The 12,010-nt window shown below is 42.0% G+C and carries 12 protein-coding genes and 1 pseudogene; 7 read left to right on the top strand and 6 right to left on the bottom strand.

The annotated features are described in order from the left end of the window. The first annotated feature begins 94 nt into the window (after positions 1-94). The 4 genes from H6G76_RS01660 (at position 95) to H6G76_RS01645 (ending at position 3,263) form a co-directional block, all read left to right on the top strand. Complete coding sequence (locus tag H6G76_RS01660; protein WP_190694599.1) at positions 95-286, top strand: DUF2862 domain-containing protein; 192 nt, start codon at positions 95-97, stop codon at positions 284-286. 86 nt (positions 287-372) lie between these two features. Further along, on the top strand, positions 373-1,473 hold the full coding sequence (locus H6G76_RS01655) for an ArsA family ATPase (protein ID WP_190694597.1): 1,101 nt from the start codon (positions 373-375) through the stop codon (positions 1,471-1,473). 138 nt (positions 1,474-1,611) lie between these two features. Next, a complete protein-coding gene (chlG, locus tag H6G76_RS01650) occupies positions 1,612-2,661 on the top strand; it encodes a chlorophyll synthase ChlG (protein WP_190694595.1) in 1,050 nt (349 codons plus the stop codon). A 314-nt stretch (positions 2,662-2,975) separates the two neighbouring features. Then, entirely contained in the window at positions 2,976-3,263 is a 288-nt protein-coding gene (locus tag H6G76_RS01645) for a hypothetical protein (RefSeq protein ID WP_190694594.1), read from the top strand. Between the two features lie 52 nt (positions 3,264-3,315). On the opposite strand, the gene H6G76_RS01640 is transcribed toward H6G76_RS01645, so the two are convergent. The 5 genes from H6G76_RS01640 to H6G76_RS01620 all read right to left on the bottom strand — a co-directional run bounded on the left by H6G76_RS01640 (position 3,316) and on the right by H6G76_RS01620 (position 8,006). Then, positions 3,316-4,272, bottom strand: coding sequence for an alcohol dehydrogenase catalytic domain-containing protein (locus H6G76_RS01640; protein WP_190694814.1), 957 nt, complete (start codon positions 4,270-4,272; stop codon positions 3,316-3,318). Positions 4,273-4,396: 124 nt separating this feature from the next. Next, the gene (locus tag H6G76_RS01635) at positions 4,397-4,966 is read right to left on the bottom strand and encodes a hypothetical protein (RefSeq protein ID WP_190694592.1); all 570 of its coding nucleotides are present in this window, start codon (positions 4,964-4,966) and stop codon (positions 4,397-4,399) included. Positions 4,967-5,173: 207 nt separating this feature from the next. Beyond that, entirely contained in the window at positions 5,174-5,980 is an 807-nt protein-coding gene (locus H6G76_RS01630; RefSeq protein WP_190694589.1) for an inositol monophosphatase family protein, read from the bottom strand. Positions 5,981-6,069: 89 nt separating this feature from the next. Beyond that, positions 6,070-7,503: a BCD family MFS transporter gene (locus H6G76_RS01625; RefSeq protein WP_190694588.1), complete on the bottom strand. Its 1,434-nt coding sequence runs from the start codon at positions 7,501-7,503 to the stop codon at positions 6,070-6,072. 230 nt (positions 7,504-7,733) lie between these two features. After that, positions 7,734-8,006, bottom strand: a complete 273-nt coding sequence (locus H6G76_RS01620) for a hypothetical protein (RefSeq protein WP_190694587.1) — start codon at positions 8,004-8,006, stop codon at positions 7,734-7,736. 509 nt (positions 8,007-8,515) lie between these two features. Between H6G76_RS01620 and H6G76_RS01615 the strand changes: the two genes are divergently transcribed. From H6G76_RS01615 to H6G76_RS01610, 3 genes and pseudogenes are all read left to right on the top strand, one after another. Continuing rightward, positions 8,516-8,851: a hypothetical protein gene (locus H6G76_RS01615; protein WP_190694585.1), complete on the top strand. Its 336-nt coding sequence runs from the start codon at positions 8,516-8,518 to the stop codon at positions 8,849-8,851. A 221-nt stretch (positions 8,852-9,072) separates the two neighbouring features. Beyond that, a pseudogene (locus H6G76_RS38200) lies at positions 9,073-9,231 on the top strand (DUF6887 family protein); the annotation flags it as partial. An 87-nt stretch (positions 9,232-9,318) separates the two neighbouring features. Next, on the top strand, positions 9,319-10,269 hold the full coding sequence (locus H6G76_RS01610) for an aldo/keto reductase (protein WP_190694583.1): 951 nt from the start codon (positions 9,319-9,321) through the stop codon (positions 10,267-10,269). A 177-nt stretch (positions 10,270-10,446) separates the two neighbouring features. Here the strand turns inward: H6G76_RS01610 and H6G76_RS01605 are convergent, their stop codons facing one another. After that, complete coding sequence (locus H6G76_RS01605; protein WP_190694581.1) at positions 10,447-11,982, bottom strand: DEAD/DEAH box helicase; 1,536 nt, start codon at positions 11,980-11,982, stop codon at positions 10,447-10,449. Between the last annotated feature and the right edge of the window lie 28 nt (positions 11,983-12,010).

The following is a 12,010-nucleotide window of genomic DNA, read 5'->3' as shown; positions in this document are numbered from 1 at the left end:
TGATTTAATTTTAATTTGGGGTGGAACCAAGTGACAGATGAGTACCGGATTCCGCTAAACTGAGACTTGGTTTATTGCATTGTAATCAGGCAGCATGGAAATCGGACAAAAGGTTAAGGTGTTTCGTTTACGCGATCGCGTACCAAACTCAGTTGCTCAAAAATTAGGCAAAATAGGCATTATTGAAGGTTACAAAGTAACCGATGGTGGTGGCATTGGTGTAGTGGTCAAGTTTGAAGATAATTCTGCCACTTGGTTTTTTGAAGACGAAATCAAACCAATCTAGTGATGCTCACTCAAAGTGGAAGCTAACAGTATTTGCCTAGTGCTAAGTTGAAGTAGAAACGACAGGCGGTAATTGGAAATCAAGAAATGTCCCTAATATTGACATTTTTGGGCAAAGACGGCATCGCTCGTAGCAAAATTGCGATCGCCGCAGCCAAGCTATTGGCAAGTCAAGGTAAGCGTGTACTATTGGCAGGACTGGCAGAACCAGTGTTACCTCTCCTCTTAGAGCAAACACTCTCTGCTGACCCTCAACAAATCGCTCCTAATTTGCAAGCAGTACAGTTACCAGCATCTGTACTACTAGAACGCAACTGGGAAGAAGTAAAAAAACTTGAGGCGCAATACCTCCGTACACCCATCTTCAAAGAGGTTTATGGCCAAGAACTGGTAGCATTGCCAGGAATGGACAGCGCCCTCGCCTTAAATGCTATCCGTGAATATGATGCCAGTGGTAAATATGATGCAATTATTTACGATGGCACGGGTGATTCTTTTACAGTGCGGCTGTTGGGTTTGCCAGAATCTCTCAGTTGGTATGTCAGGCGATTTCGACAGTTATTTGTCAACTCCGATTTAGGCAAAACACTTACAGAATCGCCATTGATTCAACCACTAATTAGCAGTTTCTTCAACATTAATTGGACAGAAAATAACTTCGCTCAACCCACCAACCAAGTCAACGATTTCTTAGAAAAGGGAAAAGCTGCTTTAGCAGACCCCAACAGAGTTGCCGCCTTTTTGGTAACTACCAATGACCCCATTGAAATGGCAGTTGCGCGTTATTTGTGGGGTAGCGCGCAACAAGTTGGTCTAACAGTGGGTGGTGTTGTCCAGATTTCTGACCAGACAACAGCTAACTTAGCGGCGGAATTTGCACCTTTAGCTGTCAGTGTTGTGCCTGATGTACCGCAAGGTGATTGGCAAGGGCTGATCGAGGCTTTACCCAACTTTGTTGAGCAAGCACGCCAAGCACCTAAACCAATTGAAATTGATGTCCACAACCGCCAGGTACGTTTATTCTTACCTGGATTTGATAAAAAGCAGGTAAAACTCACCCAAGTTGGGCCAGAAGTAACAGTAGAAGCAGGCGACCAACGCCGTAATATCTTCTTACCACCAGCTTTGAGTGGTAGACCTGTAACGGGAGCGAAATTCCAAAATAACTATTTGATTATTTCTTTTTAGACCGTAAGAATTACTTTCAGGATGAAGCCTGAAGCCTGAAGCATGAACAATAAATTTCATACTTCATACTTCATACTAGCCTCCGGCAAGCCGCCATTAAGGCGGCTACATACTTCATACTTTCCAACACATAATCTTATGTCTGAATCAACTCCCATACCCCCTAATTCCAACCCGGCTGAGGCAGTAGACTCAGTATTAGATAATACTAGTGAAGCAGGAACATTAGCTGCAAGCGAACGTAGTGCCAAAACTCGGCAGCTACTGGGGATGAAAGGTGCAGCACCCGGAGAAACTTCTATTTGGAAAATCCGCCTGCAATTGATGAAGCCCATCACCTGGATTCCCTTAATTTGGGGCGTAGTCTGCGGCGCGGCTTCATCGGGTAACTATACGTGGACATTAGAAAATGTCCTGAAAGCCGCAGCTTGTATGTTACTGTCTGGGCCTCTGTTGGCAGGTTACACCCAGACCATGAATGATTTTTACGATCGCGAAATTGATGCCATCAACGAACCCTATCGTCCCATTCCCTCCGGCGCAATTTCTGTACCCCAAGTTGTTACCCAGATTTTAGTATTGTTAGTATCTGGGATTGGTTTAGCTTATGTACTGGATGTTTGGGCGGGTCACTCATTTCCCACTGTTGCAGTCCTAGCGATTTTCGGCTCATTTATTTCCTATATCTACTCTGCCCCTCCCCTGAAACTAAAGCAAAATGGCTGGCTGGGAAATTATGCTTTAGGCGCAAGCTACATCGCCTTACCTTGGTGGGCTGGTCATGCTTTATTCGGCGAACTCAATTGGAAAGTTTTGATTCTCACCTTAATTTACAGCTTGGCAGGATTGGGGATTGCCATTGTTAACGACTTCAAGAGTGTCGAAGGCGATCGCCAGTTAGGATTAAAATCATTACCTGTAATGTTTGGTGTTACCACCGCCGCCTGGATTTGTGTACTAATGATTGATATATTTCAAGGCTTTATGGCTGCTTATCTCGTCAGCATTCACGAAAATTTATACGCCGCCATATTGGTACTGTTAATCATTCCCCAAATCACCTTCCAGGATATGTATTTCCTGCGTGACCCCTTAAAGAATGACGTGAAATATCAAGCCAGCGCCCAACCATTTCTCGTTCTTGGAATGCTGGTTGTAGGTATAGCATTAGGTCATGCTGGAGTTTAATGAAAAAGGGTGTAAGTCTGCAAAACATTTACATCCCTACACCCTCAATACGGTTCGGTTAAAGGGGAAAGGCGAAGGGGGAAAGGGGAAGAAAAAACCTTTAACCCTTACCCTTTAACCTTTTCCCCAAACCAATTCTGAGTTCAAAATGCTTATCCGAACCGTATTGCCTGCACCCTGACACCCCTAGTGTGTAACTCATAACTTCTGTTGATTACAAATCAGGGTGTTTGAATACTACCTAAGACTCAGCACTTAGCCCTCAGCACTGCGGTAACATGAATTCTAACTGTTGATTTTTATCAGGACTGGCCGTGTTGGAAGCAATTATATTTGTCATTCACGGGATTCAAAAGTTTTTAGTACCCATTTGTTTTGTTGGTGCATGGACTTTGACTACTCTCTTTGCTTGGAGTCTGTGGACTGCGGCACGAGATGGTGTGGCTACAGCCAAACAAATGCATCAAATTCCCTGTTCTGGCTGCCAATTTTTTACCGCCGACTACCGCCTCAAATGCACTGTCCACCCGTCCCTCGCTAACACCGAAGACGCAATCAACTGTATGGACTATCAACCCAAGACTAATCCTTATTTGTATTAAAGGTGAGAGTATAGGGGAAAATCATCAATGACAAATGACCATTGATTATTGACTATTGACTAACATCCAACAATACTTTTAACACCCCTCGTCGTTGAGCTTCTTCAAAAGCCGAAATCCCATCTGTAAGCGAATAATGAGCATGAATTAGGGGTTTTACGTCTACTTTTTCTTGTGCTAGCAGTTCCAGTGCAGCCCCAAAAGGGCCACAACGGGAACCAATGAGGGTAATTTCATCTACAACTAGAGAAGACGCATCTAAGCTGAGATTGCCTGCATAGGTGCTTTTCAGCACTAGCGTACCACGAGGACGTAAAGCGCGACGAGCGATCGCAAATCCTTCAGGATTACCAGTACACTCTACTGAAATATCAAAAGCTTTATCTCTAACTGCATCAACCAAACCAGTTTTAATACCTCTGGCCGCTAAGTTAGCAAGTTTTTCATGATGACGACCCACAACTAATAAGTCACAACCAGTTAAAGCCAGTGTTTGTGCTACCAGTTGACCTAACTTACCATCTCCAACCACTAGCACTTGGTCATCTTCATCCAAAGCCACCTGCTGCTGAATTTCTAATGCTGCTGCGAGAGGTTCGGTAAAAGTGGCAATGTCTGTAGATACATTATCCGGTACAGGATGTAAGTTTTCTACGGGTAAACACAGATAATCTGCAAAAGCCCCGTGACGATTAACAATTCCTAAAACTGTGCGATTTTCGCAGTGAGTCGGCTGTCCTTGACGACAGAAACGACAATGACCGCAGACTGCATTTATCTCTCCCACTACCCGTTTATTTACCAAGTTATCTGGGCCTTGTTCCACAACACCCACAAATTCATGGCCCAAAATACCAGTGTAAGGGTAATAACCTCTAGTCAATTCCAAATCAGTATTACAAATCCCAGCACGCAAAACACGCACCAAAGCTTCTCCTGACTGTGCTTCTGGAACTGGAATATCTGTGCGTAGTTGCAGTTGTTTGTTTTCGAGCCAGAGTCCTTTCATCGCTATCTCACTGGTATATACTGCACCAACAGGTGAACAGTATAACAATTTTTCAATCACTCTACTCTCTGCGTAACTCCGCGTTTCACTCCGCGCTCCTCTGCGTTGCCAAATTCCTCCAGAACTAAGCAAACTCAGTCTTCTCCTGTTGAGAATTCACCTCAATTTTACTTAACCAAATCACCAAATCTTCTGAATGAACTGCGATTTCGCTTCCTAAAGTTTTGATATAAAGCAGCCCATCGCTAATATTTAAATCTCTGATTGGATACCATGAATCACGATTTTGAATTAAAAGATCTAAAGGGATACCGCCTCTTAAGACATTCTTGCGATGTTTCCACCAAGCACGCCATAAAAAAACAGATTTAGTACAGTTCATCTGATATCCTTGAGGCACTTCGCAATATATATATCGATAGAAACCTCGATTGTCTATCTCTCCTTTTAAGAGATAATTTGACTCTGCTAAAACCTGATTCATTAATTCCCAATAGGAAGATTTTGCTAGAATTAGAAACTCCGAAAATTCCCTATCTAAATGTGCTGTAGCAATAACACCTTGAGACTTAGCAGTAAGTTGGTTAGTTTTATATACAGTTTGTGCTGTTAAAGCAGAGTTTGATAATAAAACATCTTTTTTTTGGATGGTTTTCTCTACAAACTCATGAATTAAATCTAAATTAGTCAACATAGAGTTATTTATACTAATTTACTCAATGTGATATCAACCACAACGTTGTAATTTAGTAGCTACACTAGTCTTTCACGTCAATCAGGATAATTACAAGCTGATTCATACTAAAAACATTATTGGTTCAAATTTTCCTTAAATAAAAATATAAAAGCCTATACCCAAAACAGGGGTATAGGCTTTTTAGCGCAAATCACTTGATAGATATTAAATTTTCAACTCTTTGAGAAATGGTTCAAACACAGGAGCCAGTTCTGCGCGACTGATAACTAGGGTAGGATAAGAGCGATCGCTATAATCTTCTCCTTCAATTAAAGGAAAAGGCTCAGATTTGAGAGATTTCCAACTACCACCAGCCGCTTGCACAATTACCCAAACACCTGCTAAGTCCCAAACTTTGGGTGTCGCTTCAACTGCACCTAAAACTGCTCCAGTCGCAACTATGAGAAAGTTATAACTAGCCACACCCAACATCCGAATTTTGCAGGGAAAGCCTTCTTGGATAACAGATGTACTCCGCGAACAAAGGTTAAAAAAGTGATTATTGCTAGGAGCATCAGCACTAGTGTAGATGGGATGATTATTGAGAAATGCTCCAGTAGGTGTAGCTAAACCAGATGTACCTTGCCAAAAACCGTGAAAACTTTGTCCTAGTGGGGGTACGTGGATGTAACCAAAAACAGGCGTACCTTTATACAGTAAACCCATCGAAATCGACCAAATGGGAATGCCACGAGTAAAGTTAGTTGTGCCATCTAAAGGGTCTATTACCCAGCACCATTCTGTACCCGGAAATGTTTTGTCAGCTTCTTCGCTCAAAATACCATAACCAGCGAAATTAGCGGCGATCGCATCCCGAATTTCTTGATCTGCCCATTTATCAGCGCGTGTCACCAAACTACCATCAGCTTTTTGTAAAGCTTGCACTTGCCCAAAATCTTGCATTAGTTGTTTGCCGACTCTGGCAGTGGTAGTGTGGGCAAAATCAAGAACTGTTAGCCAAAAATCATTCATTTGATTAGCTGGGAGTAGGGAATAGAGAGTTGGTAGTGGGGATGGAATTTCTAACTTCTAGCCCCTAATACCCATACATCAAGTATTAATTAGTCTAGATCGCTTTCTAAGACAGAAGCGATCGCTTGCTTGGTACTAGTTTGAAATTCTGTAATATTGACGCGGTTGAGGAACCAAATCGACACCACCATTCCCACAGCTTCTAGCAAAAATACTAATCCATAAGCTAGTTCTAGACTAGGTAGCGTTCTACGACCAATATCCAAAAGCGTACCGCCAATCACTACTGCTACACCTCTAGAGACAGACTGTGCAAGTCCCCATGCACCAATAAACGTACCTGCGGCTTCGGCTGCTGTTAAATCAAGCATCAAGCTAATTGCGGCTGTAGTTAAGAACCCGGTAGCTAAACCGAACAATACCAAACCAAATTTCAGGAAAGCTGCATTAGCAGTGAATCCCGAAATCCCTAGCAATACTGAACATAATGCCACCAACATACAGCCTAAACGAGCGCTTTTGCGCTTACCTAAACGCGGCACAATTAAAAAGCCAGCTACAGCGTAAGCAACCAGCAAACCCATACCATAATAAATGTTTAATTTGGTGCTTTCCGCCAAAGGCATCTTAAACACCTGACCAGCATAAGGTTCTAAAATTGGGTCTTGCATAAACAAGCACAGCGTCATCACCACCAAAAAGGTGAAAAACAATCCTGTTTGGGGACTTGCCGTTAAGATTTTCCAAGCCGCACTTATAGTAATGCTGTCTTCTCGGTTTACCATTGTGGAACGGCTGGCATATTGGGAATATTTTTTCTCAACGCCCACAGTAGCAACAATCGACAGCCCAAATACAATAGCTGGGACAATGATAAATAATTGGTTGATTGATGCCTGCAACGTTTCGACAGTTGCTTCTGGTGTTAATTGCTTGAGCAAGCTAGAACTAATGATTGCTCCCACAATAATTCCCACCATTAGCATTGACCAAACAACACCGACAACTTTAGAACGGTTATCTTCTTCAGAGATATCTACTAACAAAGCCGCGAAAGCTGTACCACTAGCACAAATTGCCAAACCGTACACAGCAAAAACTAAAGACAGCACTGCTGTCCAGCCTATAGTTTCAGTTGTCCAAACCCAAACACCAGCACTACTAGCGGCGAGATTTAACTGCCACATTACTTGTACCGCTAAAAAAGCCGCGATCGCAAATATCGCCGCCCCCACCCAAACATAAGTTGTTCGGTGATAACCCCCTAAAGGTTTAGCATCAGACATCTGACCAAACCATATCCGCGAAGGTGACACAAATGCAGGTAAAGCCAGCACCAAAGCTACCAAAGTCGCCGGAATCGCAATTTCTTGAATCATGACCCTGTTGAGTACCCCCAGAGTCAAAATAGACATCATGCTTAAGCCCATTTGAAACAGGCCAAGCCGAAACATCGTGAACAAGTTTACCCTTGACGTAACTGGGTATTTTGTTTCGCTATCAAACACTTCACCGCTTGCCATAGCTGTTTTTTCTCTGGTTTATCAAAATAGTCTCTCTTTAATTAAAGATAAACTGTTCGATATTCCAAAAAAACCAGTAATTTAGGGGCATGAATTTCTTGGATGTAACCGTTAGAGATGCTTTCAAGCTATAGAATTTTATCCACCAGAACCTTACCACTCTCACAAAAATCTATGCTGAGATGATAATCTTCAAGCAAGGCAGTTCCAATGAGCGGACGACGACCCATTCACTGTGCCGTCCTGAGTAATGTACTACCAACTGCATAAACGGCATCAAAACCAATTCTTTCTCCCCAAAGTGCCGCATCGGGTTGCTTGGCTCGTAATCGAAGACTGGTTGCGACTAAATCATCACCGATTTCGTAATCTCCAGTTTCAACATTAATCGAGATAATTTTGCCAATGTTTTCTTCCGTTTCAACTTTGGCACGGATACTTTTTTCGTAAAGTTCTTTTCCACGCCGGGCGACTTCTTGGCTACTGAGTGTAGGGTGGGACATAAATAAATCCCTTACTTAAGCTGCTAGATTCTTGACTTCATTGTAGAGCAGAAGTTACAAATATTAATTTTGTAGTTGATAGTAAGATTAAATCACTCCACAGTGCAAACGGAGTTTTAAAGCAAGCTTGCTGAAACAAGTATTTTTGAGTTTATGTAAGAATTTAAAAGTGTGATCGCACTCTCCGCGTTTGTGCCAATAGTAATGCGACCACACGTAGTGATGTTACCTTCTTTATAGAGATATTGCTTAACCCTTCAAGTGCTACCTCCATTTTTTCTCTCCAGTGGATCCAACTCCCTGTAATTTCACAAAACCCAGAGTAGGAAAAGCTTTATGGTAATTCGGTAGTTTATTATCAATTGGCTATTCTCGGTTTGGGATGAATTATCAAACGAGATGAAGGAAGAAATTATTGAGATGGTCATCTTAAGTTTTGTAGAATTTTTTGAAAAATTCTACAATTACTACAAAAATTTGTAAACATCTAAAAATATTGAGTAGAATAAATGGATAATTTTGAGGATTTTTATAAAAACTTCAAACAATTAGCTTGTGGTAGTACTACAGAAGAGCTTTCAACTACTCAAGAACTCTCAGCCACTGTAGCTGTTAATATTCAACAAGCTTTATTACCTGCAATTGGATTGTCGCTCGGACTTGCCAATACACAAAAAGCAGAGGAATTTAGCAAAGGTGTTGCCAATTATGCTACAAGTGATGAGGTTATCTCTTCTTTGAGCGAAAAAATAGGTAAGCCAAGGGATAATGAAACAGAACAAGAATTCGTAGAACGAGCGAGCCAGACACTTAGAGAAATTTTAAAGAAAAAATTTAAAATTTAGAATTTGCTCAATCTACTGAAGACCAACGCTTAAGAGATAATTTATCAACCAGAGTAAAGTTTTTACCTCGTTATAGTTTCACCAACTTCAAAAACGCTTGTGTGTAGTTTTCATCTTTGATACCACAAGCGTTTTTTACTTTTGATATATATCAGATTCAGAATTTTGTTGCTAACGCTACACTAAAACATTAATGTGCCACGAGTGAGACAAATTATCAGCAATTAACTGAAGCAGAATTACGGGAATATATCAAGCATCATACCCAAGATGAAGAAGCCTTTCAACACTATCTGAGCATTATTAGAGCCAAGCGAAATCGGGTTGTGGTTAGCACTGGTGAACAGTTAGAGGCTGAGTTAAGAAAAAGGCTGGCATAATCAACCACGATCGCACCAAAATCACATCCTACTGACCAACGCTACACTAAAAAAGTAAAGAAGTGTAAATCTATAGATATTGCGATCGTGGAAACCATCACATTAGGTAAAAATGGCCCGACTGTTCCACCCCTATGTATTGGTACTTGGGCTTGGGGTGATAAACTTTTCTGGAATTATGGCAGCGACTACGGCCCAGAACAACTACAAGCAGCCTTTACAGCAGCCTTAGAAGCGGGTGTTACCTTTTTTGACACTGCCGAAATCTACGGAATGGGACTGTCAGAAAAATTCTTAGGGGAATTCATCAAGCAGACACAGCAACCTGTGCAAATTGCGACTAAATTTGGCCCGCTTCCTTGGAGATTTACAGGACAGTCTGTTAGTGATGCGTTAACAGAAAGCCTCAAACGCTTGCAACTAGAAAGAATTGAACTGTATCAAGTGCATTGGCCATTTGCCTTTTTGTTGAGTCAAGAAACATTAATGAACACCTTAGCTGATGAAGTGAAGCGGGGAAGAATTGCCGCAGTCGGCGTGAGTAATTACTCAGCAGATCAAATGCGAGAAGCACATCAACTATTAGCAGCTAGGGGAGTTCCTTTAGCTGTAAACCAAGTACGTTATTCTCTACTTACTCGCCAAGTAGAAAGTAATGGTATTATCGCAACTGCCCGTGAGCTTGGCGTAACCCTTTTAGCTTATAGTCCTTTAGCTCAAGGATTGCTTACAGGCAAATACACGCCGGAAAATCTCGAAACACTAAGCGGTGCGAGAAAGCTAAACCCTAATTTTAGTAAAGACGGCTTGCAAAAAATCGCACCAGTGATATCTTTACTACGTAACATCGGAGAAAAATACGATCGCACTCCGGCTCAAGTAGCACTCAACTGGTTAATTGCCCAAGGTAATGTGATTCCTATCGCTGGGGTAAAAACAGCCGAACAAGTCAGACAAAATGCTGGTGCTTTAGGCTGGAAATTAAATAACGATGAAATCGCAGAAATAGAAAAAATTACTCGCCCTTGGCTGAATTAACTCTTAAATTATAAATATTCAGCTTGTAGCTGCTTTAAGTCTGCAATAGCGAACATAAGAATATTAAAATATGTATTTATCTATGTTCCTACAAGCTGATGAAATCGATTAGCAGTCAAAGCTAACGATCAATAGTCAGTAACTAATCACTATTGACCATTGACTCTGGACTCTTGACTAAGAAGCTGATTCTCTAGCTGAAGAGGAACCTAGCTTTTGATTGGCAGAAACGGGAGCTTCACGACGGCCGCCTGTCCGCAGTTTTGGCTTGGGAGTGGAACGTCTGTCATCGTCACTGTTGTGAGCATCTGATTTGTTCCAAGAACGGTTTCTGTCGCCAGAAAATTCCCGACGCTGCTTAACAATCTTAGGTTTAGCAACAGGAACTTCTTCAGGAATTTCCACATCTGAACTTAACCAAGCGGGACGAGTTTCATCGTAAGCAAGTTGCAATGCAGCAGCAGCGATCGCATGAGCATCATACTGTTCAATCAATTCGCTGACAATGGGTAAGAATGAAGCTAACCGTTCACCAGTTAGGGCTTCTCTTACTTGTTCTTGCAATTTATTGATGTGTCGTGCTTCAATTTGCGCCCGTGTAGGAATTGTAAGTAATTGCCAGCTTTGACGGTTATGGCGCTCAAATACTTGCTGTTTGCGACGCTCAAAAGGTTGAACTAAGGTAATTGCTGTACCTTCTTTACCAGCGCGGCCAGTCCGACCGATGCGATGCACGTAGGTTTCAACGCTATCAGGTAAGTCGTAGTTAATTACGTGAGATAGTTGGTCAACATCTAAACCGCGTGCAGCAATGTCAGTTGCTACTACCCAACGCACTTGGCGATTACGGAAGCGAGTTAATAGACGTTCTCTGGCTTGTTGCGACAAATCACCGTGATATTCATCAACACTGTGACCTGCTGCTTGCAGTTGGTTGGTTAATTCTGCCGCAGTTCTTCTAGTACGCACAAAGATTAAGGCTGTTTCTGGATCTTCCATTTCCAGAATTGGCTGTAATGCTTTGGCTTTTGTCCAATGGCGGGGAATTAAGTAAGCTACTTGATTGATTTTATTGGGTGCAGCTTTTGGCTGTTCAACTGTTACAGTAACAGGCGATCGCAAAAACTTGTTCACCAACATCCGAATTGAAGGTGGCATTGTAGCTGAGAACAATGCTGTTTGGCGATCTTGGGGTGCTTGAGAAAGAATTTTCTCAACATCATCGATAAAGCCCATGCTTAACATTTCATCGGCTTCATCTAATACAAACCACTTCACTTGATCCAATTTCAAGCAACCGCGCTCTAGCAAGTCAATCACCCGTCCGGGAGTACCGACAACGATGTGAACGCCCCGTTTGAGTTGCATAATCTGACGGTCAATTGATTGACCACCGTAAATTGCTAAAGCCCGTAAGCTACTATTACCAATAAATTGGCTGATAGCATCATGGACTTGAATTGCTAATTCACGAGTTGGTGTTAAAACTACAGCTTGCACTGCTCTTTGGTTGACATCCAATCGCTCTAAAATTGGTAGAGAAAAGGCGGCTGTTTTGCCTGTGCCTGTTTGAGACTGACCTACTACATCTCTTCCCGCCAACAGTTGAGGAATGGCTTGGACTTGAATGTTAGTCGGCGCAGTAAAGCCCATCTTTTCTAATAGTTCAGCGCGTTCTTGGGAAATTCCTAGTTCAATAAACGAAAGAGTCATCAATTCTCCTAGATTTTGTTTTTTTACT

Origin of the sequence: Nostoc sp. FACHB-152 (assembly GCF_014697475.1) — a bacterium.
GTDB lineage: Bacteria > Cyanobacteriota > Cyanobacteriia > Cyanobacteriales > Nostocaceae > Nostoc_B.
This window is presented reverse-complemented; position numbering and strand designations above follow the sequence as displayed.

Coding starts and splice junctions, on each gene's coding strand:
- H6G76_RS01660 (WP_190694599.1), top strand. CDS start 95: ATGGAAATCGGACAAAAGGTTAAGGTGTTTCGTTTACGCGATCGCGTA.
- H6G76_RS01655 (WP_190694597.1), top strand. CDS start 373: ATGTCCCTAATATTGACATTTTTGGGCAAAGACGGCATCGCTCGTAGC.
- chlG (WP_190694595.1), top strand. CDS start 1,612: ATGTCTGAATCAACTCCCATACCCCCTAATTCCAACCCGGCTGAGGCA.
- H6G76_RS01640 (WP_190694814.1), bottom strand. CDS start 4,272: ATGAAAGGACTCTGGCTCGAAAACAAACAACTGCAACTACGCACAGAT.
- H6G76_RS01635 (WP_190694592.1), bottom strand. CDS start 4,966: ATGTTGACTAATTTAGATTTAATTCATGAGTTTGTAGAGAAAACCATC.
- H6G76_RS01630 (WP_190694589.1), bottom strand. CDS start 5,980: ATGAATGATTTTTGGCTAACAGTTCTTGATTTTGCCCACACTACCACT.
- H6G76_RS01625 (WP_190694588.1), bottom strand. CDS start 7,503: ATGGCAAGCGGTGAAGTGTTTGATAGCGAAACAAAATACCCAGTTACG.
- H6G76_RS01620 (WP_190694587.1), bottom strand. CDS start 8,006: ATGTCCCACCCTACACTCAGTAGCCAAGAAGTCGCCCGGCGTGGAAAA.
- H6G76_RS01615 (WP_190694585.1), top strand. CDS start 8,516: ATGGATAATTTTGAGGATTTTTATAAAAACTTCAAACAATTAGCTTGT.
- H6G76_RS01605 (WP_190694581.1), bottom strand. CDS start 11,982: ATGACTCTTTCGTTTATTGAACTAGGAATTTCCCAAGAACGCGCTGAA.